The 25364-nt window shown below is 44.7% G+C and carries 37 protein-coding genes; all 37 read left to right on the top strand.

What is annotated here, in order from left to right; genetic code table 11:
* Positions 1-32: 32 nt before the first annotated feature.
* The 37 genes from rpoC (at position 33) to eno (ending at position 25066) form a co-directional block, all read left to right on the top strand.
* Positions 33-4343, top strand: coding sequence for a DNA-directed RNA polymerase subunit beta' (rpoC, locus tag F752_RS0113985; RefSeq protein WP_017732372.1), 4311 nt, complete (start codon positions 33-35; stop codon positions 4341-4343).
* 15 nt (positions 4344-4358) lie between these two features.
* Positions 4359-4697 (top strand): DUF3467 domain-containing protein, encoded by a 339-nt coding sequence (locus tag F752_RS0113980; RefSeq protein WP_017732371.1) that lies wholly within the window; start codon positions 4359-4361, stop codon positions 4695-4697.
* 121 nt (positions 4698-4818) lie between these two features.
* Complete coding sequence (rpsL, locus tag F752_RS0113975) at positions 4819-5193, top strand: 30S ribosomal protein S12 (RefSeq protein WP_026135747.1); 375 nt, start codon at positions 4819-4821, stop codon at positions 5191-5193.
* A gap of 23 nt (positions 5194-5216) precedes the next feature.
* Positions 5217-5684, top strand: a complete 468-nt coding sequence (gene rpsG, locus F752_RS0113970; protein WP_017732369.1) for a 30S ribosomal protein S7 — start codon at positions 5217-5219, stop codon at positions 5682-5684.
* 3 nt (positions 5685-5687) lie between these two features.
* Positions 5688-7811, top strand: a complete 2124-nt coding sequence (gene fusA / locus F752_RS0113965; protein WP_017732368.1) for an elongation factor G — start codon at positions 5688-5690, stop codon at positions 7809-7811.
* An 8-nt stretch (positions 7812-7819) separates the two neighbouring features.
* The gene (gene rpsJ / locus F752_RS0113960) at positions 7820-8125 is read left to right on the top strand and encodes a 30S ribosomal protein S10 (protein WP_017732367.1); all 306 of its coding nucleotides are present in this window, start codon (positions 7820-7822) and stop codon (positions 8123-8125) included.
* Positions 8126-8314: 189 nt separating this feature from the next.
* Positions 8315-8947 carry a 50S ribosomal protein L3 gene (gene rplC, locus F752_RS0113955; RefSeq protein ID WP_026135746.1) on the top strand — a complete coding sequence of 211 codons (633 nt, stop codon included), beginning with the start codon at positions 8315-8317 and terminating at the stop codon, positions 8945-8947.
* 4 nt (positions 8948-8951) lie between these two features.
* Positions 8952-9578, top strand: coding sequence for a 50S ribosomal protein L4 (gene rplD / locus F752_RS0113950; RefSeq protein ID WP_017732365.1), 627 nt, complete (start codon positions 8952-8954; stop codon positions 9576-9578).
* Positions 9579-9583: 5 nt separating this feature from the next.
* Entirely contained in the window at positions 9584-9871 is a 288-nt protein-coding gene (gene rplW, locus F752_RS0113945; RefSeq protein WP_017732364.1) for a 50S ribosomal protein L23, read from the top strand.
* A gap of 11 nt (positions 9872-9882) precedes the next feature.
* Positions 9883-10707, top strand: a complete 825-nt coding sequence (gene rplB / locus F752_RS0113940) for a 50S ribosomal protein L2 (RefSeq protein WP_026135745.1) — start codon at positions 9883-9885, stop codon at positions 10705-10707.
* A complete protein-coding gene (rpsS, locus tag F752_RS0113935; protein ID WP_017732362.1) occupies positions 10707-10985 on the top strand; it encodes a 30S ribosomal protein S19 in 279 nt (92 codons plus the stop codon). The genes rplB and rpsS overlap by 1 nt, the downstream gene beginning before the upstream one ends.
* A gap of 1 nt (position 10986) precedes the next feature.
* Positions 10987-11373, top strand: a complete 387-nt coding sequence (gene rplV / locus F752_RS0113930) for a 50S ribosomal protein L22 (protein ID WP_017732361.1) — start codon at positions 10987-10989, stop codon at positions 11371-11373.
* 2 nt (positions 11374-11375) lie between these two features.
* Positions 11376-12125: a 30S ribosomal protein S3 gene (rpsC, locus tag F752_RS0113925; RefSeq protein ID WP_017732360.1), complete on the top strand. Its 750-nt coding sequence runs from the start codon at positions 11376-11378 to the stop codon at positions 12123-12125.
* Between the two features lie 24 nt (positions 12126-12149).
* Positions 12150-12569 carry a 50S ribosomal protein L16 gene (gene rplP / locus F752_RS0113920; RefSeq protein WP_017732359.1) on the top strand — a complete coding sequence of 140 codons (420 nt, stop codon included), beginning with the start codon at positions 12150-12152 and terminating at the stop codon, positions 12567-12569.
* Between the two features lie 11 nt (positions 12570-12580).
* The gene (gene rpmC / locus F752_RS0113915) at positions 12581-12775 is read left to right on the top strand and encodes a 50S ribosomal protein L29 (RefSeq protein WP_017732358.1); all 195 of its coding nucleotides are present in this window, start codon (positions 12581-12583) and stop codon (positions 12773-12775) included.
* A 3-nt stretch (positions 12776-12778) separates the two neighbouring features.
* Complete coding sequence (rpsQ, locus tag F752_RS0113910; RefSeq protein WP_017732357.1) at positions 12779-13036, top strand: 30S ribosomal protein S17; 258 nt, start codon at positions 12779-12781, stop codon at positions 13034-13036.
* Positions 13036-13404, top strand: coding sequence for a 50S ribosomal protein L14 (gene rplN / locus F752_RS0113905; RefSeq protein WP_017732356.1), 369 nt, complete (start codon positions 13036-13038; stop codon positions 13402-13404). The genes rpsQ and rplN overlap by 1 nt, the downstream gene beginning before the upstream one ends.
* 4 nt (positions 13405-13408) lie before the next feature.
* Positions 13409-13750, top strand: coding sequence for a 50S ribosomal protein L24 (gene rplX, locus F752_RS0113900; RefSeq protein WP_017732355.1), 342 nt, complete (start codon positions 13409-13411; stop codon positions 13748-13750).
* Positions 13750-14307 carry a 50S ribosomal protein L5 gene (gene rplE, locus F752_RS0113895; RefSeq protein ID WP_017732354.1) on the top strand — a complete coding sequence of 186 codons (558 nt, stop codon included), beginning with the start codon at positions 13750-13752 and terminating at the stop codon, positions 14305-14307. Before rplX ends, rplE begins: the two co-directional genes overlap by 1 nt.
* A 2-nt stretch (positions 14308-14309) precedes the next feature.
* Positions 14310-14579 carry a 30S ribosomal protein S14 gene (gene rpsN, locus F752_RS0113890; RefSeq protein ID WP_017732353.1) on the top strand — a complete coding sequence of 90 codons (270 nt, stop codon included), beginning with the start codon at positions 14310-14312 and terminating at the stop codon, positions 14577-14579.
* An 83-nt stretch (positions 14580-14662) separates the two neighbouring features.
* Positions 14663-15061, top strand: coding sequence for a 30S ribosomal protein S8 (rpsH, locus tag F752_RS0113885; RefSeq protein ID WP_017732352.1), 399 nt, complete (start codon positions 14663-14665; stop codon positions 15059-15061).
* Between the two features lie 9 nt (positions 15062-15070).
* Entirely contained in the window at positions 15071-15622 is a 552-nt protein-coding gene (gene rplF, locus F752_RS0113880) for a 50S ribosomal protein L6 (RefSeq protein ID WP_017732351.1), read from the top strand.
* Between the two features lie 7 nt (positions 15623-15629).
* Positions 15630-15977 carry a 50S ribosomal protein L18 gene (gene rplR, locus F752_RS0113875; RefSeq protein WP_017732350.1) on the top strand — a complete coding sequence of 116 codons (348 nt, stop codon included), beginning with the start codon at positions 15630-15632 and terminating at the stop codon, positions 15975-15977.
* 6 nt (positions 15978-15983) lie between these two features.
* Positions 15984-16502 (top strand): 30S ribosomal protein S5, encoded by a 519-nt coding sequence (gene rpsE, locus F752_RS0113870; protein ID WP_017732349.1) that lies wholly within the window; start codon positions 15984-15986, stop codon positions 16500-16502.
* Between the two features lie 4 nt (positions 16503-16506).
* Complete coding sequence (rpmD, locus tag F752_RS0113865) at positions 16507-16686, top strand: 50S ribosomal protein L30 (protein ID WP_017732348.1); 180 nt, start codon at positions 16507-16509, stop codon at positions 16684-16686.
* Position 16687: 1 nt separating this feature from the next.
* Positions 16688-17134, top strand: coding sequence for a 50S ribosomal protein L15 (gene rplO / locus F752_RS0113860; RefSeq protein ID WP_017732347.1), 447 nt, complete (start codon positions 16688-16690; stop codon positions 17132-17134).
* Positions 17135-17140: 6 nt separating this feature from the next.
* Complete coding sequence (secY, locus tag F752_RS0113855) at positions 17141-18457, top strand: preprotein translocase subunit SecY (RefSeq protein WP_017732346.1); 1317 nt, start codon at positions 17141-17143, stop codon at positions 18455-18457.
* A complete protein-coding gene (map, locus tag F752_RS0113850) occupies positions 18457-19230 on the top strand; it encodes a type I methionyl aminopeptidase (RefSeq protein ID WP_017732345.1) in 774 nt (257 codons plus the stop codon). Before secY ends, map begins: the two co-directional genes overlap by 1 nt.
* 1 nt (position 19231) lies before the next feature.
* Positions 19232-19450: a translation initiation factor IF-1 gene (gene infA / locus F752_RS0113845; RefSeq protein ID WP_017732344.1), complete on the top strand. Its 219-nt coding sequence runs from the start codon at positions 19232-19234 to the stop codon at positions 19448-19450.
* A gap of 6 nt (positions 19451-19456) precedes the next feature.
* Positions 19457-19573 (top strand): type B 50S ribosomal protein L36, encoded by a 117-nt coding sequence (ykgO, locus tag F752_RS24210; RefSeq protein ID WP_009194175.1) that lies wholly within the window; start codon positions 19457-19459, stop codon positions 19571-19573.
* Between the two features lie 2 nt (positions 19574-19575).
* Entirely contained in the window at positions 19576-19953 is a 378-nt protein-coding gene (rpsM, locus tag F752_RS0113840; RefSeq protein ID WP_017732343.1) for a 30S ribosomal protein S13, read from the top strand.
* A 10-nt stretch (positions 19954-19963) separates the two neighbouring features.
* Complete coding sequence (rpsK, locus tag F752_RS0113835; RefSeq protein ID WP_017732342.1) at positions 19964-20356, top strand: 30S ribosomal protein S11; 393 nt, start codon at positions 19964-19966, stop codon at positions 20354-20356.
* A gap of 17 nt (positions 20357-20373) precedes the next feature.
* Complete coding sequence (gene rpsD / locus F752_RS0113830; protein ID WP_017732341.1) at positions 20374-20979, top strand: 30S ribosomal protein S4; 606 nt, start codon at positions 20374-20376, stop codon at positions 20977-20979.
* Positions 20980-21006: 27 nt separating this feature from the next.
* Complete coding sequence (locus F752_RS0113825) at positions 21007-21996, top strand: DNA-directed RNA polymerase subunit alpha (RefSeq protein WP_026135744.1); 990 nt, start codon at positions 21007-21009, stop codon at positions 21994-21996.
* A gap of 7 nt (positions 21997-22003) precedes the next feature.
* Positions 22004-22552, top strand: a complete 549-nt coding sequence (gene rplQ, locus F752_RS0113820; RefSeq protein WP_026135743.1) for a 50S ribosomal protein L17 — start codon at positions 22004-22006, stop codon at positions 22550-22552.
* A 120-nt stretch (positions 22553-22672) separates the two neighbouring features.
* On the top strand, positions 22673-23776 hold the full coding sequence (carA, locus tag F752_RS0113810; protein ID WP_017732338.1) for a glutamine-hydrolyzing carbamoyl-phosphate synthase small subunit: 1104 nt from the start codon (positions 22673-22675) through the stop codon (positions 23774-23776).
* A gap of 12 nt (positions 23777-23788) precedes the next feature.
* Positions 23789-25066, top strand: coding sequence for a phosphopyruvate hydratase (eno, locus tag F752_RS0113805; RefSeq protein WP_026135742.1), 1278 nt, complete (start codon positions 23789-23791; stop codon positions 25064-25066).
* The last annotated feature ends 298 nt before the right edge of the window (positions 25067-25364 follow it).

Here is a 25364-nt window from a genome sequence, read left to right as displayed (position 1 = left end):
GGTCGGTTTGTTAAAAGACACAATCAACAACTATGGCATTCAGAAAAAATAAAAAACTGAACAACGACTTCTCTAAAGTTACGATAAGCCTGGCCTCTCCGGAATCTATTCTGGAGGGCAGCCATGGTGAAGTAACGCAGCCGGAGACGATCAATTACAGAACCTATAAGCCCGAGATGGGTGGCCTGTTCTGCGAGCGTATCTTCGGTCCGGTGAAAGACTGGGAATGTCATTGCGGGAAATATAAAAGAATACGTTATAAAGGAATTATCTGTGACCGTTGCGGGGTAGAAGTAACCGAGAAGAAGGTACGTCGCGAGCGCATGGGACACATAGAGCTGGTTGTACCGGTGGCACACATCTGGTATTTCCGTTCACTTCCAAATAAAATTGGCTACCTATTAGGCCTGCCAACCAAAAAACTCGACCAGATTATCTATTACGAGCGCTATGTGGTAATTCAGGCGGGTGTTAAAGAGGAAGACGGTATTAACAAGATGGACTTCCTTACTGAAGATGAGTACCTGGACATCGTGGACAAGCTTCCTCGTGAAAACCAGCAGCTCGACGATACTGATCCGCAGAAGTTTATCGCAAAAATGGGTGCCGAAGCGCTGGAAATGCTGCTTTCACGCATTGCGCTGGACGACCTTTCTTACGAGCTACGCCACCAGGCCGCTACCGATACTTCTCAGCAGCGAAAGGCAGAAGCCCTTAAGCGCCTGAAAGTAGTGGAAGCTTTCCGCGATGCGCAAACGCGTATTGAGAACCGTCCTGAGTGGATGATCATTAAAATGGTACCTGTAATTCCACCGGAGTTACGTCCGTTAGTGCCATTGGATGGAGGCCGCTTTGCGACTTCCGACCTAAATGACCTGTACCGCCGTGTAATTATCCGTAACAACCGTCTTAAGCGCCTGATCGATATCAAGGCGCCGGAAGTAATTCTCCGTAACGAGAAGCGTATGCTGCAGGAAGCGGTTGACTCGCTCTTCGATAACTCCCGTAAGGTAAATGCAGTACGCTCCGATGGTAACCGTGCACTGAAGTCGCTTTCAGACATGTTGAAAGGTAAGCAGGGCCGTTTCCGTCAGAACCTACTTGGTAAGCGTGTAGACTACTCAGGTCGTTCGGTTATTGTGGTAGGTCCTGAGCTGAAGATGCATGAATGTGGTTTGCCTAAGAATATGGCGGCTGAGCTGTTTAAGCCATTCGTCATCCGTAAGCTCATCGAGCGTGGTATCGTTAAAACCGTTAAATCGGCGAAGAAGATTGTAGACCGCAAAGACCCGGTAGTGTGGGATATCCTGGAGAATGTACTGAAAGGACACCCTGTATTGCTGAACCGTGCTCCAACACTTCACCGCTTAGGTATTCAGGCATTCCAGCCGAAACTGATAGAAGGTAAAGCCATCCAGCTGCACCCGCTTGTATGTACGGCCTTTAACGCCGACTTCGACGGTGACCAGATGGCGGTTCACGTTCCTCTGGGACATGAAGCCATTCTGGAAGCCTCCATGCTGATGTTGTCTTCGCACAACATCCTGAACCCTGCCAACGGTGCGCCTATTACGGTTCCTTCTCAGGACATGGTACTCGGTCTTTACTATGTAACCAAAGGCCGCAGAAGCACTCCTGAAGAAAAAGTACCGGGCGAAGGTATGCGCTTCTATTCGGCAGAAGAGGTGGTAATTGCCATCAACGAAAAGAAAATAAGCAAGCACGCTTACATATATGTACGGACGAAGGTTCGTAACCCTGAAACCAACGAGCTTGAAACGAAGGTTATTGAAACCGTTGCAGGCCGTGTGCTCTTTAACCAGGTAGTACCGGAAGAGGTTGGTTATGTAGATGAGCTGCTAACCAAGAAGAAGCTGCAGCAGATTATTGCGCAGGTATTCAAGATTTCTGGTATGGCCCGTACCGCTCACTTCCTCGATGACATCAAGGAATTAGGTTTCCAGTCAGCTTATAAAGGCGGCTTGTCAATGGGCTTAGGAGATATCCTTGTACCGGAAGATAAAGACGGTATGGTGGATAAGGCCAAGGAAGAGGTAGATGCTGTATGGAATAACTACCTGATGGGTCTGATTACCGACAACGAACGTTACAACCAGGTAATTGATATCTGGACACGCGTAAACTCGCAGCTGACAAACGGCCTCATGAAGAAAATGGAGGATGACAAGCAGGGCTTCAACTCTATTTACATGATGATGCACTCCGGAGCCCGTGGTTCCCGAGAGCAGATTCGCCAGCTGGGTGGTATGCGTGGTCTGATGGCCAAGCCACAGAAAAACCTCCAGGGCTCAGTAGGAGAAATTATTGAAAACCCGATTCTTTCTAACTTTAAGGAAGGTCTGGACGTAATCGAATACTTTATCTCTACCCACGGTGCCCGTAAAGGTCTTGCCGATACGGCCCTTAAAACAGCCGATGCCGGTTACCTTACCCGCCGTCTGGTAGACGTGGCCCAGGATGTGGTCATCAATGAAGAGGATTGCGGAACCCTGCGTGGTATCAACGTAAGTGCTCTGAAAGACAACGAAGATATCGTTGAGCCGCTTTCTGAGCGAATTCTTGGCCGTGTATCCGTTCATGATGTATATGATCCGATTACTGAAGAGCTGCTGATTACTGCAGGCGAAGAGATTACGGAGGAGGTTGCTGCCCGTGTGGATGAAACCAGCATAGAGGACATCGAAATCCGCTCCGTACTGACCTGCGAGGCGCGCCAGGGTGTGTGTAGCTTGTGCTACGGACGTAACCTTGCCTCAGGTAAAATGGTGCACCAGGGAGAAGCGGTAGGTGTTATCGCTGCACAGTCAATCGGTGAACCAGGTACACAGCTGACACTTCGTACTTTCCACGTGGGTGGTACTGCCTCTAACATTGCGGTAGAAGCGCAAATCCGCGCCAAATTCGAAGGGGAAATTAAGTTTGAAGAGCTTCGCTCCATTCAAACCACCAACGAGGAGGGAGAGGCAATCAGTGTAGTAATGGGTCGTTCTGGTGAAATCCAGATAGTGGAGCCGAAGAGCGGAAAGGTGCTTATCTCTAACCACGTACCATACGGTAGCTTCCTGACGGTAAAAGACGGAGATAAAGTAAGTAAGAACGACCAGCTTTGCTATTGGGATCCATACAATGCGGTAATCCTTTCTGAACTGGATGGTACCGTTGAGTTCGATGCTATTGAAGAAGGAATTACCTATCGTGAAGAGTCTGACGAACAGACAGGCCACCGGGAGAAGGTAATTGTGGATACGAAAGATAAAACCAAGAACCCGTCTATTTTTGTAAATACAGGAAAAGACGATTCTAAAGGTTATAACATACCGGTAGGTGCTCACCTTGCCGTGGATAAGGGGGATAAAGTCCGTCGCGGACAGGTAATCGCCAAGATTCCACGTACAATGGGTAAATCACGAGATATTACAGGTGGTCTGCCAAGGGTAACAGAGCTTTTCGAAGCACGTAACCCTTCAAACCCGGCGGTAGTATCGGAAATCGATGGGGTGGTAACATACGGTGGTATTAAGCGTGGTAACCGCGAAATTTACATCGAGTCGAAAGACGGTGTGAAGAAGCGTTACCTGGTTCCACTGGCGAAGCACATCCTGGTACAGGATAATGACTTTGTTCGTGCAGGCCATGCTTTATCGGACGGTGCCATTACGCCAGCCGATATCCTGAATATCAAAGGACCAACTGCGGTACAGGAGTATCTTGTAAATGAGATACAGGAAGTATACCGTCTGCAGGGTGTGAAGATCAACGATAAGCACATTGAGGTGATTGTTCGCCAGATGATGCAGAAACTGATCATCCTCGATGCAGGGGACACCAGCTTCCTGCCGAACCAGCAGGTAGATAAGTTTGTCTTCTTTGAAGAGAACGATTCTATTCTGGATAAGAAGGTAGTGGTAGATGCCGGCGATTCAGCAACCCTGAAGCCGGGCATGATTATTACTGCCCGACGTTTACGTGACGAGAACTCGAAGCTGAAGCGGAATGACCAGAAACTGGTAGAAGTACGGGATGCGCAGGCAGCTGTTTCTCAGCCTACCCTGCAGGGTATTACACAGGCATCCTTAGGTACCGAAAGCTTTATTTCAGCGGCTTCCTTCCAGGAAACCACCAAAGTGCTGAGCGAAGCGTCTATCAGAGGAAAGGCCGACCTGTTGAACGGATTGAAGGAGAACGTAATTGTAGGGCACCTAATTCCTGCAGGTACGGGCCAGCGACAGTTCAGCCAGGTAGTGGTAGGTTCTCAGGAAGAGTACGATAACTTAGTGTCTGCTCGTGAAAGAAGCGGAAAGCCTAAAGAAATAGAAGCATAAAACAGAGGAGTAACCATGGCAGATAATTCAGATAACAAAGAGAAGCCGCAAAAGCCAAACCAGATTAATATAGAACTTTCCGAAGAAGTAGCGGAAGGCGTCTATTCCAACCTGGCAATGGTGGCGCATTCAAACTCAGAGTTTGTGCTGGATTTTATCAGGCTGATGCCGGGGGTGCCAAAAGCAAAGGTGAAAGCCAGAGTCATTATCACCCCGGAACATGCACTCCGCCTGTTGAATGCTTTGAACGATAACATACAGAAATACGAAACTTCGTTTGGGCCCATCAAAGAAAGTGATGACCCTGCACCACGATTCCCGATTAATTTCGGGGGAACGGTAGGAGAGGCTTAAAAGCCGGTATTTCAAAACCATACTAAAATAGTACACATTATGTTTTGATGATGTGTACTATTTTTATATTTTTGCAGTCCTAAATCCGAACTTGGGAAAAGTATATTAAATCATTTTGTAAATGCCTACAATACAGCAATTAGTAAGAAAGGGTAGAACAAAGCTGACTTCAAAGTCGAAGTCACCGGCTTTGGAATCCTGCCCGCAGCGGAGAGGCGTATGTACCAGAGTGTACACTACCACTCCTAAAAAGCCAAACTCGGCGATGCGTAAAGTAGCCAGGGTACGTTTAACAAACGGAAAAGAGGTAAACGCCTATATTCCTGGTGAAGGTCACAACCTGCAGGAGCACTCAATTGTGCTTATCCGCGGCGGTCGTGTAAAAGACCTGCCAGGTGTGCGTTACCACATTATCCGTGGTGCACTGGATACCGCAGGAGTAAGCGGCCGTTTACAGGCACGCTCCAAGTATGGTGCAAAGCGCCCTAAAAAATAATCGAATAAGCTTGTAAAAGAACAATGAGAAAAGCAAAACCTAAAAAAAGATATATTCTTCCTGATCCGAAATTTGGAGACACCCTCGTAACCAAGTTCGTGAACTACCTGATGGAGGACGGAAAGAAGAGTATTGCCTATGATATTTTCTACAAAGCAGTAGCGCTGGTAGAGAGCAGAACAGGTGAGAATGGTCTGGAGACTTGGAAAAAGGCACTGAATAACATCATGCCTGCAGTAGAAGTAAAAAGCAGACGCGTTGGCGGAGCGACTTTTCAGGTGCCAATGGAGGTAAGACCTGATCGTAAAGTCTCTTTAGGAATCAAATGGATGATCTCTTATGCCCGGAACCGTGGAGAAAAGACAATGATGGAGCGCCTTGCGGGCGAAATTGTTGCTGCCTCAAAAGGTGAAGGTGCTGCGATTAAGAAGAAGGATGATACCCACAGAATGGCTGAGGCGAATAAGGCATTTTCACACTTTAGATTCTAACTCATGGCAACTAGAGATTTAAATTTTACAAGAAATATAGGTATTGCAGCCCACATCGATGCGGGTAAAACAACTACCACGGAACGTATCCTTTTCTATTCAGGTGTAAGCCATAAAATAGGTGAGGTACACGATGGAGCTGCAACCATGGACTGGATGGAGCAGGAGCAGGAGCGTGGTATTACCATTACCTCTGCTGCGACAACAGTTAAATGGCCTTACAAAGGTCAGGACTACCACATCAACATTATTGACACTCCCGGCCACGTAGACTTTACCGTAGAGGTAAACCGCTCACTGCGTGTACTCGATGGTCTGGTGTTCCTTTTTAGTGCCGTTGATGGTGTGGAGCCACAGTCTGAAACAAACTGGCGTCTGGCTAACAACTATAATGTGGCCCGAATCGGCTTCGTGAACAAAATGGACCGCCAGGGTGCCGACTTCCTTGCTGTTTGTAAGCAGGTGAAGGAAATGCTGGGAAGCAACGCTGTTCCGCTTCAGCTGCCAATAGGTGCTGAAGAGAATTTCAAAGGCGTGGTTGACCTGGTATCAAACATCGGAATGGTGTGGGATGAGGATAATTTCGGTATGACGTTTACTGAAGTGCCGATTCCGGACGATATGAAGGAGGAAGTGAAGGAGTACAGAGAGAAGTTACTGGAAGCAGTAGCGGAGTACGACGAAACCCTCATGGAAAAATATTTCGAAGATCCTGAGTCTATCACTGAAGCAGAGATTATTGCAGCCCTCCGTGCCGCAACCATCGATATGGCCATTGTGCCAATGCTTTGTGGTTCTTCTTTCAAGAACAAAGGGGTACAGACTATGCTCAACTATGTAATGGAGCTTTGCCCTTCTCCACTAGACAGAGGCAATATTAAAGCAACCAACGTAGATACAGAGCAGGAAGTAACTATTAAGCCGGATTATAACGAACCTTTCGCGGCACTTGCATTTAAAATTGCGACTGACCCTTATGTGGGCCGTCTTTGTTTCGTAAGAGCTTATTCTGGTGTGCTGGAATCAGGTTCATACATCTTCAATACCCGTTCAGGTAACAAAGAGCGTATTTCAAGAATCTTCCAGATGCACGCCAACAAGCAGAACCAAATCGAAAGATTGGGAGCCGGAGACATTGGTGCAGTGGTAGGTTTTAAGGATATTAAAACGGGCGATACCCTTTGTGACTCAAGCCGCAAACTGATCCTGGAATCAATGGTATTCCCTGATCCGGTAATTGGTTATGCAATTGAGCCTAAGAAGCAGGCTGATGTTGATAAGCTTGGTATGGCTATCTCTAAGCTTGTTGAAGAAGACCCAACCCTGCAGGTAGAAACCGACCATGAAACTGGGCAGACTATCTTACGAGGTATGGGAGAGCTCCACCTGGAAATTATCATTGACCGCCTGAGAAGAGAATTTAAGGTAGAGATTAACCAGGGTGCTCCTCAGGTAGCTTACAAAGAAGCCATTACTGCAACAGTAGAACACAAAGAGGTTTACAAGAAGCAGTCAGGTGGTAAAGGTAAGTTTGCCGATATTTCTTTTGAGTTAGGACCAATTGATGCAGAGCCAAACGAGAAGGATGTGAAGAACGGACTTCAGTTCGTGAACAACATCGTAGGTGGTGTAATTCCAAAAGAATTTATCCCGGCCATTCAGAAGGGCTTCGAGTCGGCCATGAAAAATGGTCCGCTGGCAGGCTACCCTGTTGAGCAAATGAAAGTTCGTCTGTTCCACGGCTCATTCCACGATGTGGACTCGGATGCACTGTCTTTCGAATTAGCTGCCCGTATTGGATTTAAAGAAGCCGCGAAAAAGGCGAAGCCTGTTATCCTGGAGCCAATAATGGCGCTGGAGGTAGTAACTCCGGAGGAATATACAGGTCCTGTTACCGGTGACCTGAACCGCCGTCGTGGTTTGATGAAAGGAATGGATTCTAAGGCAAATGCACAGGTTATCAAAGCAAACGTGCCACTGTCTGAGCTCTTCGGTTATGTAACGGACTTGCGTACCCTGACTTCAGGCCGTGCAACCGCTTCTTTAACCTTCGACCACTACGAACCAGTTCCGAACAACATCGCAGAGCAGGTAATCGCTAAAGCTAAAGGTGAGGCCGTAAAATAATTAAGAATATGAACCAGAAAATCAGAATAAAGCTTAAGTCGTACGACCATAACCTGGTTGACAAGTCCTCAGAGAAAATCGTGAGAGCGGTGAAGACTACCGGTGCAGTCGTAAGCGGCCCGATTCCTTTGCCAACCGAGAAGGAAATCTTTACTGTACTTCGCTCACCACACGTGAGTAAAAAGTCACGTGAGCAGTTCCAGTTATGTACTTACAAGCGCCTGGTAGATATCTATTCTAACAGTGCCAAAACAGTAGATGCATTAATGAAGCTGGAGTTGCCAAGCGGGGTAGATGTAGAAATAAAGGTCTAAAAGACCTTCCATAAAAAAGAAAAGGACCAATTCCTGACTAACGGAATTGGTTCTTTTTTTGTTTTGGAATATTCATGGAAATTTATCACTAAGAGTTTTGCTTGTAAGCAAAAATTCATAACTTTGCAGTCCTTTGTGAAAAGTAAGTTATAATGAACACATTATAGCGATTGGACAAATATTGTTAACATGTCAGGAATAATAGGTAAAAAGATCGGAATGACTAGCATTTACAGTGCCGATGGACGTAACGTCGCATGCACAGTAGTGGAAGCTGGTCCTTGCGTGATCACGCAAGTAAAAAATGCAGATACGGATGGCTATAATGCTGTGCAGCTGGCGTATGGAGAGCGTAAAGAAAAAAATACGCCTGCAGCGTTAAAAGGACACTTTAAAAAGGCCAATACCACACCTAAGAAGAAGGTGGTTGAATTCCGCGATTTCCGAATGGAATTTGAAGGAGGCACAAAGCTTGGCCAGGAAGTAATTGCTGGCGAAGTATTCAAGGAAGGAGACTTCTTAGATGCCATAGGAACTTCTAAGGGTAAAGGATTCCAGGGTGTTGTAAAGCGCCACAATTTCGGTGGGGTAGGGCAGTCTACTCACGGTCAGCACAACAGGTTAAGAGCGCCAGGTTCCATTGGCGCCTGTTCATTTCCTGCTCGTGTATTCAAGGGCTTGCGTATGGCAGGTCGTATGGGTGGAAGCCGCGTAAAAGTGGTGAACTTAAGAGTGCTGAAGATTGTAGCCGAAAAGAACCTGATTTTGGTGAGCGGTTCTATCCCTGGTGCTAAAAATTCTATGGTAATTTTAGAGAAGTAAGAAAATGGAAGTTTCTGTAGTAAAATATAGTGGTGAAGATACCGGAAGAAAGGTGACGTTGGCAAACAACATCTTTGGTATTGAGCCTAACGATCATGCTATTTACCTCGATGTTAAGCAGTATTTGGCTAATCAGCGCCAGGGTACGCACAAATCGAAAGAAAAAGCGGAAATAGCAAAGTCAACAAGAAAAATTAAGAAGCAAAAAGGAACGGGTACTGCTCGTGCCGGTAGTGCAAAATCACCGATTTTCAGAGGTGGTGGTCGAGTATTTGGTCCGAGGCCAAGAAATTACAGCTTTAAGCTGAATAAAAAGGTGAAAGAACTGGCGCGGAAATCTGCTTTAGCTTATAAGGCAACTGAAAGCAACATTGCGGTAGTAGAGTCCTTCAATTTAGAATCACCGAAAACAAAAGAGTACTTAAAGCTACTGGTGAACCTTTCATTAGATGGTAAAAAGTCTCTGTTGGTTCTTCCGGACGTGGATAAGAACATCGTTCTTTCTTCAAGAAACCTGAAGAATGCAAAAGTAACGACAGCTGCACAAATGAATACCTATGATGTGCTGCACGCCGATAACCTGATAATCAGCGAAGAGGCTGTAAAAAGATTAGAAGAACTTTATCACTGAGAATAATGAGTATCCTGATAAAACCACTGGTTACAGAGAAGATTTCTGCCCTGAATGAAAAAGGCAAGTATGGTTTCGTGGTTGACCGCAAAGCCAACAAGGTAGAAATTAAGAAAGCCATCGAAAAAGCATATGGAGTATCGGTTGAATCGGTAAATACCATGCTTTATCCTGGCAAAGACAAGACGAAGTATACAAAGTCGCGGATCATCGCCGGCAGAACACCTGGCTTTAAGAAAGCAATAGTTACTGTTGCCGAAGGAGAGGTAATAGATTTTTACAGCGGTATTTAAATTAACGAAAAATGGCAGTTAAAAAAACAAGGCCTGTAACCCCGGGCCAGAGATATAGATTAGCTCCGACTTTTGGAGAAATAACTACAGACAAGCCGGAAAAGTCGTTATTGAAGCCCCTTCGCAGAACAGGTGGTAGAAACAATTCTGGTAGAATGACGATGCGCTATATGGGCGGTGGTCATAAGCAGAAGCTTCGCCTTATAGATTTCAAGCGCGACAAATTTGATGTACCTGCAACGGTAAAAACAATCGAGTATGACCCGTCAAGGACTGCTCGTATTGCATTGGTAGTATATGCCGATGGTGCTAAAGCTTATATTTTAGCAGCTGAAGGATTGAAAGTAGGCCAGCAGATTGTAAGCGGCCCGTCAGTAGCTCCTGAAGTAGGAAATACGCTCCCTTTGAGCAAAATTCCGCTGGGCACAATCATCCATAATATTGAGCTTCAGCCAGGCAATGGTGGCATATTGGCAAGAAGTGCCGGTTCTTATGCGCAGCTTTTAGCTCGTGAAGGACGTTACGCAACCATTAAGTTGCCTTCAGGCGAAATGAGAATGGTGTTGGTGGACTGTCTGGCAACGGTAGGTACCGTATCGAACGGAGACCACATGAACGTGGTATTAGGCAAAGCAGGCCGTAACCGCTGGTTAGGTCGTCGTCCTCGTACCCGTGGTGTAGCCATGAACCCTGTCGATCACCCAATGGGTGGTGGTGAAGGTCGTGCTTCAGGTGGGCACCCGCGTTCACGTAATGGTGTACCTTCTAAAGGTAAGAAAACCAGAAACCCGAATAAATACAGCAACCGTTTAATCATTAGCAGAAGGAAGAAATAATGGGACGTTCACTCAAGAAAGGACCTTATATAGATTTTAGGCTTGATAATAAGGTACAAGCCATGACAGAATCCGGTAAAAAATCAGTGATCAAAACATGGTCCAGAAGGTCAATGATATCACCGGAATTCGTAGGACATACATTTGCCGTACATAACGGGAACAAATTTATACCGGTTTATGTAACGGAAAACATGGTAGGCCACAAGCTGGGAGAGTTTGCACCAACCAGAAATTTTAGAGGTCACATTGCTAAAAAAGACAAAGGCAGAAGATAATATGGAAGCAGTAGCAAAGCTCAACAACGTGCCGACCTCTCCGCGCAAAATGCGGTTAGTGGCGGACATGATCAGAGGCCAGGAAGTAGACAGAGCGCTAAGTATCCTGAAGTTTGAATCAAAGCAAGGCGCTGCACGCCTGGAGAAGCTTTTGATTTCAGCCATTTCAAACTGGCAGAATAAGTATGAGGAGGAGCGTCTGGAAGAGGCAAATCTTTTCATCAAGGAAATCAGAGTGGATAGCGGACGTATCTTGAAAAGACTTCGCCCGGCTCCACAGGGACGCGCCCACAGAATAAGGAAGCGTTCTAACCACGTTACAGTGGTAGTGGCCAGCAGAGCAAACGAACAGGTAATTGGCGAAACAGAAAATAATAACAACGAATAATTATGGGACAAAAAGTTAATCCGATTGGCCTGAGATTAGGTATCGTAAAAGGATGGGATTCGAACTGGTACGGAGGAAGGACTTTCTCTGAAAAGTTAATTGAGGACCATAATATTCGTAAGTATATTGATGCTCGTATCCCTAAAGGTGGTATTTCTAAAATTATCATTGAGCGCACACTGAAGCGTATTACGCTTACCCTTCATACTGCCCGTCCTGGTGTGGTTATTGGTAAAGGTGGCTCAGAAGTCGACCGCATCAAGGAAGAATTAAAGAAGCTTACCGGAAAAGACGTTCAAATCAATATTTTTGAAATAAAACGTCCGGAGCTCGATGCCAAACTGGTGGGAGAGTCTATTGCCCAGCAGCTAAAAGCAAGAATCTCTTACCGTCGTGCCATGAAGCAGGCCATTGCAAGTGCCATGCGAGTGGGTGCTCAGGGTATTAAAATAAAAGTTTCAGGCCGTTTAGGTGGTGCTGAAATGGCCCGTACAGAGCAGTATAAAGAAGGAAGAGTTCCATTACATACATTAAGAGCGGACATCGATTACGCTGTTTCCGAAGCAGATACTGTATATGGAATCATCGGTATAAAAGTATGGATCTTTAAAGGCGAAGTCTACGGCAAACAAGATCTTTCTCCAAATGCTCAGGCTACAGCAGCCCAGGGTGCTGCAGGTGGAGGAGCTGCCGGTGGTAACCGCAGAAAGCGCGGAGCCGGAAATGAAGGTCGTAAAAAAAGGAGAAGATAAGCTGCTCTAAAAAATTAGAAGAAGATGTTACAGCCAAAAAGAACCAAATTTAGAAAAAAGCAAAAAGGAAGAGTAAAAGGAATTGCCGGAAGAGGCCATTCCATCGCTTTCGGATCATTTGCAATAAAATCACTTGAGCCAGGCTGGATTACCAGCCGTCAGATAGAAGCCGCCCGTATTGCCATGACAAGGGCAATGAAAAGGGAAGGTCGTGTTTGGATCCGGGTTTTCCCGGACAAGCCTATCACCAAAAAGCCTGCTGAAGTGCGTATGGGTAAAGGTAAAGGTGCACCGGAATATTGGGTAGCTGTGGTAAAACCAGGCACCATTCTTTTCGAATCAACAGGTGTGAGCCTGGAGTTAGCTCAGGAATCTTTGCGGCTGGCTGCACAGAAGTTACCAATTAAAACAAAATTTGTCGTACGTAGAGATTACGTAGGTTAACCGTGCCAATCATGAAAAACGCAGAAGTAAAAGCGCTTTCTACGGAAGAGCTGAGAGAGCGTATAGCCGCAGAGAAGGAGAACCTTCAGAAATTAAATTTTGCTCATGCTATTTCTCCTATCGAAAACCCGATGAAGATCCGGGACAGCAGGAAATTAATAGCTAGACTAAATACAGAGTTACGGGCTAAAGAATTAAATAGCTAAAAGATGGAGTCTAGAAACTTACGTAAAGAAAGAGTAGGACAAGTGGTGAGTAACAAAATGGATAAAACCATCACTGTTACCATCCAGCGAAAAGTAAAGCATCCTATGTACGGTAAATTCATTGGTAAGACCACTAAATTTACTGCCCATGACGAGAAAAACGAATGTGGTATCGGTGATACCGTTCGCATCATGGAAACTCGTCCGCTCAGCAAAAACAAGCGGTGGAGATTAGTTGAAATCATTGAAAGAGCAAAATAATGATACAGCAAGAGTCGAGATTAAATGTAGCAGATAATAGTGGTGCCAAAACAGTGCTATGTATCCGTGTTTTAGGCGGTACAGGTAAGAAGTATGCATCTGTAGGCGATAAAATTGTAGTCACTGTTAAAACTGCTATTTCTTCAAGCAACCTGAAGAAAGGAACAGTATCGAAAGCTGTTGTTGTGAGAACAAAAAAGGAAGTGCGCAGAAAAGACGGATCTTATATCCGCTTTGAAGAAAATGCGGCTGTTTTGCTCAACAACAACGATGAGCCTAGAGGAACACGTATCTTTGGCCCGGTAGCCAGAGAATTACGGGAAAAGCAATTTATGAAAATCGTGTCTTTGGCACCTGAAGTTTTATAAGTATATGAGCAATTTAACTAAACAACAGCCAAAGCTTCATATCAGAAAAGGAGATAAAGTAACAGTTCTTACCGGAAACGATAAAGGTAAAACCGGAGAAGTACTGGAAGTTTTTCCTTCCAAGCAGAAAGCATTGGTAGAAGGTGTTAATGTAAAGCATAAGCACCAGAAGCCTTCGGCTGCCAACCCTAATGGCGGGATAGAGCAAAAAGAAGCTCCTATCCATGTAAGCAACCTGATGTTAATCAACCCTGCAAACGGAGAAGCTACAAAAGTAGGCCGTAAGAAGGATGAAAGCGGAAAATTGCAGAGATATTCAAAGAAAACCGGAGAAATAATTAAATAATGGCTAACCCAAGATTAAAGGATAAGTATCTGAACGAGATCGTACCTGCCCTGAAAGAGAGGTTTGAGTATACTTCTGTAATGCAGGTGCCAAAACTGGAGAAAATCAGCATCAACCGTGGCATGGGTGCCGCTGTTGCTGATAAAAAGCTTATCGATATGAGCGTGGAAGAGCTGACGACCATTTCAGGTCAGCGGGCTGTGCCGACAAAAGCGAAAAACTCGATCTCGAACTTTAAATTACGTGAAGGAATGCCTATTGGCGCTAAAGTTACCTTGCGTGGTGAGAGAATGTATGAGTTTCTTGACAGATTAATGTCTGTAGCTTTGCCAAGGGTACGCGACTTCCGCGGTATCAGTAACAAAGGGTTCGATGGCCGTGGCAATTACACCTTAGGCGTACGCGAGCAAATTATTTTTCCAGAAATCAGCATTGATAAGGTAAACCGAATCACTGGGATGAACATTACGTTCGTAACCAATGCTTCTACAGATGAAGAATGCTTCGAGCTCCTCAAATCATTCGGAATGCCTTTCGCAAATAAAAACGCACAATAATCATGGCAAGAGAATCTGTAAAAGCAAGAGAAAGAAAACGGGCCAAACTCGTTGCCCAGTACGCGAAGAAACGCGCCGAACTAAAAGCAGCAGGAGATTACCAGGCACTAGACAAACTCCCCCGCAATGCCTCTCCGGTTCGTTTGCACAATCGTTGTAAGTTAACCGGCCGCCCCAGAGGATACATGAGAAAGTTTGGTATCTCCCGTGTAACCTTCCGCGAAATGGCTGCTGCTGGTAAAATACCAGGTGTTACAAAAGCCAGCTGGTAATATTTATCAGATATATTTTAAAAACTTAAAAATATTTGTACTTTTGCAGGCCTGTTAAGGCTTGCAAAACAAATTTTGGTACAATGACAGATCCAATAGCTGATTACCTTACCCGCCTGAGAAATGCCATTAAGGCAAACCATCGGGTGGTTGAAATACCGGCCTCTAATATTAAGAAGGAATTAACCAAGGTGTTATACGACAAAGGTTACATCCAGAGCTATAAGTTCGATGATGAAGCTTCTTATAACGGTATCATTAAAATAGCGCTGAAGTATAACCCAGCGACAAAAAGTTCCGCCATCGTTAAGCTGGAGCGGATTAGCAAGCCAGGTTTGCGCAAGTATGCAAAGGCCGATAGCCTTCCTCGCGTATTGAATGGCTTAGGCGTCGCCATCCTTTCTACTTCCAAAGGTGTTTTAACCGATAAAGAAGCACGCGAGATGAATATTGGTGGGGAAGTGTTGTGTTACGTTTATTAATCGAGAGTTATGTCAAGAATCGGTAAAAAGAGTATACAGCTGCCCAAAGATGTAACTGTGCAATATGAAAAAGGCACGGTAACGGTAAAAGGGGCTAAAGGAACATTAACGCAGGATCTCGACCCTGATTTTAAGATTGAAAATCAGGATGGAGTAGTAACGGTAATTCGTCCGACAGAACAGAAAAGACATAAGGCGCTGCATGGCTTATACCGTGCCCTTATTGCCAATATGGTGGAAGGAGTAAGTGTAGGATTCAAAAGGCAGCTTGAACTGGTGGGTGTAGGTTATAAGGCTACTGCTCAGGGAAATGTTCTTGAGTTGAACCTTGGATACTCTCACAGCATTTATGTGGCTGTTCCGGAAGAACTGAAAGTAGCGGCAGAAACTCCAAAAGGAAAGAACCCAACCGTTACGCTGGAAGGAATTGATAAGCAATTAATTGGCCAGGTAGCAGCAAAAATAAAGTCGCTCCGTAAAGTTGAGCCTTACAAAGGTAAAGGTATACGTTTTACAGGTGAGCAAGTTAGAAGAAAAGCTGGTAAAACTGCAGCTAAATAATAGATAAATGGCTACGAAAAGATTAAGCAGAAGAGACAGAATACGTAAAGGTATTCGTCAACAAATCAGTGGAACTCCTGAAAGACCAAGGCTTTCGGTATTTAAGAGCAATAAGAATATATATGCTCAGCTGATTGATGACCTGAAAGGTCATACGATCGCAGCTGCTTCCACCCGCGAACTGGAAGTTTCCAATGCGACTGTCGAAACATCTAAAAATGTTGGTACCAGACTGGCTGAAAAGGCTAAAGAAGCTGGTATAACAGAAGTTGTTTTCGACCGCGGTGGTTATAAATATCACGGCCAGGTAAAGGCACTTGCTGAAGGTGCCCGCGAAGGTGGATTAAAATTTTAATTTATTATGGCTCAAAGCAACATAAAAACTGTAAAAGCTAGCGAAATAGACCTTAAAGAAAGGGTAGTAGCTATAAAAAGAGTAGCCAAGGTAGTAAAAGGTGGTCGTAGATTCAGCTTTTCAGCTATCGTGGTAGTAGGCGATAGCCATGGTGTAGTAGGTTATGGATTGGGTAAAGCCAATGAAGTAACTGATGCTATTACCAAAGGAATAGACGATGCTAAGAAAAACCTTGTGAAGGTACCGGTAATTAAAGGCACAGTACCACATACTGCCGAAGGAAAATACTGCGGCGGATTTGTGTTGCTGAAGCCAGCGGCTCCTGGTACAGGTGTAATTGCAGGTGGTGCCATGCGTGCCGTTCTGGAAAGTGCCGGTGTAAAAGACGTTTTGGCTAAATCAAAAGGTTCTTCAAACCCACATAACGTGGTGAAAGCAACTTTTGATGCCTTAGCAAATATGAGAGACGCTTTTACTGTAGCGCAGCAAAGAGGTGTTTCTATGGATAAAGTGTTTAACGGCTAAGAAAATGGGAAAAATAGCAATCACACAGGTAAGAAGTTCTATTAAAAGACCAAAGGACCAGAAGTTAACTTTGCAGGCCCTTGGCTTAAATAAAATTAATAGAACCGTTGAGGTAGAGAATACACCTCAAATTGTAGGAATGGTGAATAAGGTTAAGCACCTCTTAACTGTAAAAGAACTATAGGATGAAATTAAATAATTTAAAACCAGCTGCAAATTCCACCAAGAGCGATAAGAGAATTGGCAGGGGGCAGGGTTCTGGTAAAGGCGGAACTTCTACGCGCGGTCATAAAGGCGCAAAATCCCGTTCCGGATATAGCAAAAAAATAGGCTTTGAAGGGGGACAAATGCCACTTCAGCGCCGGGTGCCAAAATTTGGTTTTAAAAACCCGGGAAGAGTTGCATATAAAGCAATAAATCTTTATGTTCTTGAAGATTTAGCCAACCAGTATAATCTGTCTAAAATCACTATTGAAGAGCTTGAAAAGCACGGATTAGCAGATAAGAATGATAAGGTTAAAATATTGGGCCAGGGCCAGATAACCAAAGCGCTGGAAGTAGAAGCCCATTCTCTTTCTTCTTCAGCACAGGAAGCTATTGAAAAAGCAGGCGGGAAAGCCGTCAAATTATAATTTCTTATGAAGAAGTTCTTTAGTACGATTAGAAATATCTTCACAATTGAAGAGCTCAGGACGAGAATTTTTAACACACTTGGCTTTTTGCTGATTTTCCGTTTAGGTTCTTTCGTTGTGCTTCCGGGTATTGACCCCAACCTGCTGGATGCTGGTGAACCCACCGGTATTTTTGCATTATTGAACACCTTTTTAGGTGGTGCATTCAGCAGAGCATCTATTTTTGCTCTTGGGATCATGCCATACATTTCGGCTTCAATTGTGGTGCAGCTCTTAACGGTTGCTGTACCGTATTTCCAAAAGTTACAAAAGGACGGAGAATCAGGAAGAAAGAAAATCAACCAGATCACCAGGGTCTTAACGATAGCGATTACCATTTTTCAGGCCTCCGCTTATCTTACGACCATTCCGGCCGAAGCAGTTGTAATCGATCCTTTTACCTGGAGAATTGCCAGCGTCATCATCATTACAGGAGGAACCCTGTTCTGTATGTGGTTAGGAGAGAAAATAACTGATAAAGGAATAGGAAACGGTATTTCCATGCTTATCATGATTGGTATTATTGCTGCCTTACCAGGGGCTTTAATCGCCGAAAGTGTGTCAAGAGGTATGGAGGGTATGCTTCTCTTTATAATTGAATTAGCGGCCCTTTTCTTTGTGGTGATGGGTGTGGTATTACTTACCCAGGCAACCCGCCGGATTCCGGTACAGTATGCCAAGCAGGTAATTGGCGGGAAAGTATATGGTGGTCAGCGTCAGTACATCCCGTTGAAGGTAAATGCATCTGGTGTAATGCCTATCATTTTTGCACAGTCCCTGATGTTTATTCCTGGTATGGTGGCTGGCCTTTGGGCAGACGAAAGTGATATAGCTGCTTCTATTGGAGCTACTTTCAGTACCTATACCTCCTGGCAGTATAACCTGGTATTTGCGCTCTTAATTATCATCTTTACCTTTTTCTATACGGCGATTACGGTCAATCCAAACCAGATTGCAGACGACCTGAAGAGAAACGGCGGATTTGTTCCGGGAATTAAACCGGGGAGAGATACCAGCAACTTTATCGATAATGTACTATCCAGAATTACCCTTCCCGGATCTATTTTCCTTGCCATAGTTGCAATTTTGCCGGCCATTGCCACCCTTGCAGGTGTAAACCAGCAGTTTGCACAGTTTTATGGTGGAACTTCTCTCCTGATTATGGTGGGAGTAGTGCTGGACACTTTGAATCAGATTGAAAGTTATCTGCTCATGAGGCACTATGAAGGCATGATGAAGTCTGGTAAAATCAAAGGCAGATCAGAAAATGTTGCGGTAGCTTAATGGTGTATTTGAAGAGTCCTGAAGAGGTAGAACTGATAAAAGAAAGTGCTGAAATCCTGGGCAAAACCCATGGCCTTATCGCCAAAGAAGTGAAGCCGGGAGTAAGCACTGCTTTTTTAGATAAAATAGCAGAAGAATTTATCCGTGATCATCAGGCTTCTCCTTCTTTCAAAGGGTACAGTGGGTTTCCATATTCCCTTTGTATTTCAGTAAATGAAAATGTAGTCCATGGTTTTCCGAGCGACTATGCGTTAAGAGAAGGAGATATTGTTTCTATAGATTGCGGGGTTTTTCATAAAGGCTTCCATAGCGATTCAGCCTACACCTACGCTGTCGGAAACATTCAAGAAGAGGTAAAGGACTTACTCAGGCATACTGAAAAGTCGCTCTACCTCGGAATTGAACAGGCAGTGTCCGGTAACCGAATAGGGGATATTGGATTTGCTGTTCAAAGCTATGTGGAAGACAAAGGATATACAGTAGTTCGTGAACTGGTTGGCCATGGTCTTGGAAAGGCCCTGCATGAGGAGCCTGAGGTTCCTAACTACGGTAAACGTGGTAAAGGGCCGAAGCTAAAACCAGGGATGGTCATCGCCATTGAACCGATGGTGAACCTTGGAAGGAGAAATGTTGTTCAGGAAAACGATGGCTGGACTATTCGTACGTCTGATAGACAACCTTCTGCCCATTTTGAACATACGGTAGCCATTTGGGAAGACAAGACAGAAATTCTTACAACACATAAATATATAGAGGAAGTATACAAACTTTAATATGGCAAAACAAACTTCTATTGAGCAGGATGGAACTATCGTAGAAGCATTATCTAATGCTATGTTTCGTGTAGAGCTTGAAAACGGGCACCAGTTAATCGCTCACATCTCCGGCAAAATGAGGATGCACTATATTAAAATACTTCCAGGAGACCGCGTTAAGCTTGAAATGTCTCCATATGATTTAACCAAAGGCAGAATAGTTTACAGATATAAATAAGCAACGATGAAAGTTAAAGCTTCTGTTAAAAAACGCAGTGCAGACTGCAAGATTATTCGTCGTAAAGGAAAGATTTACGTGATTAATAAAAAGAATCCAAGATTTAAACAAAGACAAGGTTAATTATGGCCAGAATTGCAGGAGTAGATATTCCGGACAACAAAAGAGGTGTTATTGGCTTAACTTACATTTTTGGAATTGGTCGTAGTAAAGCAGCCGAAATTCTGGCAAAAGCTGATGTCGACCCAAATAAAAAAGTAAGCGAATGGTCAGATGACGAATCCACCGCCATACGTACAGTTATTACCGAAAGCACCAAAGTAGAAGGTGTACTGAAGTCAGAAATCCAGCTGAATATTAAGCGTCTGATGGATATTGGTTGCTACAGAGGTTTGCGCCACAGAAGAGGCTTACCAGTACGTGGGCAGAAGACGAAAAACAACGCACGTACCCGTAAAGGAAAGCGTAAGACTGTTGCGAACAAGAAGAAAGCTACTAAATAATCATTGAACGATGGCTCAGAAAAGAAAAGATAAGGCTAAAAAAAGAGTAGTTAATATTGACCCGGTGGGTCAGGCTCACATCAAGGCCTCCTTCAATAATGTTATTATCTCTATGACCAACGGTACAGGACAGGTTATCTCCTGGTCTTCTGCCGGTAAAATGGGTTTTAAGGGATCAAAGAAAAATACTCCTTATGCTGCTCAAATGGCAGCTCAGAACGCTGCCCAGGCAGCCTATGATTTAGGTCTTCGCAAAGTAGAAGTTTTCGTAAAAGGCCCTGGTGCCGGTCGTGAAAGCGCCATCCGTACCATCCAAAATACAGGAATTGATGTAACCGTAATCCGCGATGTTACGCCCCTTCCTCATAACGGATGCCGCCCGCCTAAACGTAGAAGAGTATAATATAGAAAATAAGAAAAATGGCTAGATATACAGGTCCAAAAACAAAAATTGCCAGAAGGTTCAATGATCCTATCTTCGGCCCGAGCAAAGCTTTACAAAAGAAAGCTTACCCTCCGGGACAGCATGGTAGAGGTCGTAGAAAAAAACAATCAGAATATGCCATCCAGCTGATGGAAAAACAAAAAGCCAAATATACGTATGGCTTGTTGGAGCGTCAGTTTGCGAACCTTTTCGAAAAGGCCAGCCGCAAAGGTGGTATTACTGGTGAAAACCTTCTTCAATTATTGGAAGCCCGCCTCGATAATGTTGTTTACCGCTTAGGCATTGCCCCAAGCCGCCGAGCTGCCCGTCAGCTGGTGCTACATAAGCATATTGTCGTAAACGGAGAGGTTGTTAACATTGCCTCTTATACCCTTAAGGCAGGTGACCAGGTGGGTGTTCGTGAGAAATCCAAATCTCTGGAAGCAATCACCAGTAGCTTAGCTTCAAGAAGTGCAACAAGATATAACTGGTTGGAGTGGGATGGTTCTCAAATGACTGGCAAATTCGTTGATGTTCCTGCCCGTGAAGATATTCCGGAAAATATTCGGGAGCAGCTGATTGTCGAGCTTTATTCGAAATAATTTTTCCAACTTAATAAATATTAAAGTATGTCTATACTTGCATTTCAAATGCCCGAAAAGGTGACGATGGAGAAAGCAGACGATTTTCATGGTCTGTTTACCTTCAAGCCACTGGAACCAGGTTATGGGGTAACTATTGGTAATGCGTTAAGAAGAATATTATTATCCTCTCTGGAAGGCTACGCTATCGTTGGAGTAAAAATTCCTGGCGTGCTGCATGAGTTTTCTGCCATCGAAGGGGTGGTAGAGGATGTAAGCGAAATTATCCTTAACCTGAAGCAGGTTCGTTTTAAAAAAATAGCTGATACTGTTGATAACACCATCACTGCTAAAGTTTCTAACCAGAAACAATTAACAGCAGGAGATTTAGGTGCCAGGACCAGAGGCTTTGAGGTGCTTAACCCAGACCTTGTAATATTTAATTCTGACGAATCTGTCAATCTTGAGATTGAATTAACTATCGAAAAAGGCCGTGGCTACCTTTCTGCTGAAGATAATAAGCCGAACGAGCAGGTCTTTGGGTATATTCCTATTGATGCTATTTTTACCCCTATCAAAAACGTAAAATACAGCATCGAAAACACAAGGGTTGAGCAGAAAACGGACTATGAACAATTGATTCTGGATATCCAGACCGATGGTTCCATTCATCCGGAAACGGCCCTTAAAGGCGCTGCCAACATTCTTATCCAGCACTTTATGCTGTTCTCTGACCATAATATGGTGCTTGAAACAGCCAGCCAGGGAGAGCCTGAAGCAGTGGATGAGGAAATGCTGCACATGCGCAAGCTGTTAAAGACTCCGCTGAACGATCTTGATCTTTCTGTAAGGGCTTACAACTGCCTTAAAGCGGCAGATGTTAAAACACTTGGCGACCTTGTAGCCCTTGAAATTTCTGATATGATGAAATTCAGGAACTTTGGTAAAAAATCTCTTGCTGAATTAGAACAACTGGTGCAGGAGAAAAACCTCCAGTTCGGCATGGATTTGTCGAAGTATAAACTTGATGAAGATTAAATAAATCATGAGACACGGTAAGAAGATTAACCATCTTGGAAGGACTGCATCACATAGAAAAGCTATGTTGTCGAACATGGCAGCTTCTTTGATACTGCATAAAAGAATTACCACGACTGTAGCCAAAGCCAAAGCGCTGCGCAAAGTGGTAGAGCCCCTGATCACAAAATCGAAGGACAATACCACCCATTCACGCCGTCTGGCCTTCTCCGCTTTACAAAGCAAAGAAGCTACTACAGAACTTTTCTCTGCAGTAGCTGAGAAGGTAGGAGATCGTCCTGGAGGATATACCCGCATTATTCGCACCGGTTACCGTTTAGGTGACAATGCAGAAACCTGCATGATGGAGTTAGTGGATTTCAACGAATTATTGTTGGCTGAAAAAGCTCCCGCGAAAGCTAAAAGCAAGCGTACGCGCCGTGCCGGTAAGGCCAAGAAATCAGAAGGACAGGAAGCACAGGCATCTGCTAAGAAAGAGGCAGCTGCTCCAGAAGCTCCGGCTAAAGAAGCTCCTGCAACTGATAGCGATGCGGAAAATAAAAAGACTGAAGAATAAATGTTTCTTCAATTTGAAATTACAAAAGGGATTAGGCTTTGGCTTAATCCCTTTTTTTGTATCCTTTAACTTCTGGTTTTCCTTCCAATTAAATTTTATCTTTAGCAAAATTTTTCTTCAATGAAATTTTATACCAAGCATCCGGCCATTCTCTTATTACAGGATGGTACTGTTTTCCATGGATCCTCCATTGGTAAAAAGGGAACCCATGGTGGGGAAATTTGCTTTAACACCGGCATGACCGGCTACCAGGAAATATATACCGATCCCTCTTATTTCGGGCAGGTGATTGTTAACACAAATGCCCATATCGGGAACTACGGTGTATATGAACTGGAGCAGGAATCGGCTAAACCTACCATTAGTGGTTTGGTGGTCAATTCCTTCTCTCAGCTATCGAGCCGCAAAACAGCCGATGACCATTTGCAGAATTACCTGGAGCGAAACGGGATTGTTGGCATTGGGGATATTGATACCCGGCAGCTGGTCCGGCATATCCGCAATAAGGGAGCCATGAATTGTATTATTTCCTCTGAAGTGCTGGAGGTAGAGGAGCTGAAGAAAGAGCTCGATAAAATTCCTGACATGAAAGGGCTGGAGCTTTCTTCGCAGATATCTACCACAGATGAATATCCACTCGGCAGGGAAGAGGGAGCCTGTAAGGTGGCCGTCCTTGATCTGGGAATCAAGAAAAGTATTTTAACAAATTTAACCGAAAGAGGTTGCTCTCTTAGGGTGTTTCCGGCAAAAACGCCTTTTGCCATCATGGAAGCCTGGGGAGCAGACGGTTATTTTATTTCCAACGGCCCTGGGGACCCTGCTGCCATGCCTTATGCGGTGGAGGCAGTCGGCAAAATGCTGGAAGCCGATAAGCCTGTATTTGGAATTTGCCTGGGGCACCAGATTCTTGCCCTGGCCAATGGTATTCCAACCTATAAAATGCATAACGGACACCGGGGGCTGAACCACCCGGTAAAGAACCTCCAGAGTGGGAAGAGTGAAATAACTTCCCAGAACCATGGCTTCGCGGTAGATGCCAGTGCCATCCAAAAGTCGGAAAAGGTGGAGGTGACACATAAGAACCTCAATGACAATACCATTGAAGGCTTTAGCGTGAGAGGGAAAAAGGCCTTTTCGGTGCAGTACCACCCGGAATCTTCTCCGGGACCGCACGATTCGCGTTATCTTTTTGACCAGTTTATTAATTTAATGAAAGACAATTAAAATTTTTAGTTTATGAGCATGATTGAAAGCGTTCACGCGCGCCAGATCCTCGATTCGCGGGGTAATCCAACAGTAGAAGTAGATGTAACAACTTCCAATGGTATATTAGGAAGAGCCGCTGTTCCTTCCGGAGCATCTACCGGAGCCCATGAGGCCGTAGAGCTTCGCGACGAAGATAAAAACCGCTTTATGGGCAAAGGGGTCAGCAAGGCTGTTAAAAATGTAAATGAGACTATTGCCGAAGAACTGGTGGGTTCCTCTGTTTTTGAACAGAACCTCATCGACCAGACCATGCTGCAGCTGGACGGCACTGAAAATAAATCGAAGCTGGGAGCCAATGCTATTCTTGGAGTTTCACTTGCCGTGGCCAAAGCGGCTGCAGCAGAGGCGGGGCAGTCTTTATACCGTTACGTGGGTGGTGTAAATGCCAATACCCTTCCGGTACCTATGATGAACATCCTGAATGGCGGTAGCCATGCCGATAATTCAATCGACTTCCAGGAGTTTATGATTATGCCGGTGGGTGCGGATACTTTCTCCGAATCTCTCCGGATGGGAACAGAAGTATTCCACCACCTGAAAAAGGTGCTGAAGGATGCTGGCCTCTCTACCAACGTTGGAGATGAAGGTGGTTTTGCACCCAATATCAAATCGAATGAAGAAGCTATTGAAGTGGTGCTTAAAGCCATTGAAAAGGCTGGCTATAAGCCGGGCGAAGACATCTTTATTGCCCTTGATGCAGCCAGTACCGAATTCTATGATGCTGATAAAGGACTGTACCGCTTTAGCAAATCCAGCGGCAAGGAGCTGAGCAGCGAAGAGATGGCAGAATACTGGGCGAACTGGGCAAATAAATACCCAATCCTTTCCATTGAAGACGGTATGGCTGAGGATGACTGGAAGGGCTGGAAAAAGCATACTGAGTTGATTGGCAATAAGGTGCAGCTGGTGGGCGACGACCTGTTTGTAACCAATGTAACGCGCTTACAGCGTGGCATTGATGAAGGAATCGGTAATTCCATCCTGGTAAAAGTTAACCAGATTGGCAGCCTTACCGAAACCATCAATGCCGTTAACCTGGCACACCGGAATTCCTTCAAGAGTGTTATGTCGCACCGTTCAGGCGAGACGGAAGATACCACTATTGCCGACCTGGCAGTAGCGCTGAACACCGGCCAGATTAAAACAGGCTCCGCCAGCCGTTCCGACCGTATGGCCAAGTACAACCAGCTGCTGCGGATAGAAGAGGAGCTGGGCGATGTAGCTTACTTCCCCGGAAAGAAATTCTAATCTTTAGAAGCACATTTAAATCATGGAAGAGCTTTGCCGAATGGTAAAGCTCTTTTTTTGTGTGGAAGATTCTTAGAGGAGCAGCAATACCTGCCGTTAAACCGGCTTTATGGCCAGCAATTGAATAATTAAAGCTTCTGTTAGGATATTTTATTGCAGAAACCACAGAAAAGCCTTATGTTACGGCCTTAAAGTAAAACAGCTGAGGGTGGTAAAATAGCAAGTGTACTTGCTGTTATAAACAAGTTGAACAAAACCTCCTTCGTCGGTAATTTAGGCAGCTTCTATTTCTTTATTT

Origin of the sequence: Nafulsella turpanensis ZLM-10 (assembly GCF_000346615.1) — a bacterium.
In the GTDB taxonomy this organism is placed as follows: Bacteria; Bacteroidota; Bacteroidia; order Cytophagales; family Cyclobacteriaceae; genus Nafulsella; species Nafulsella turpanensis.
Note: the sequence above shows the minus strand (reverse complement) of the source record. Positions and strands in the feature narration are given on the sequence as shown.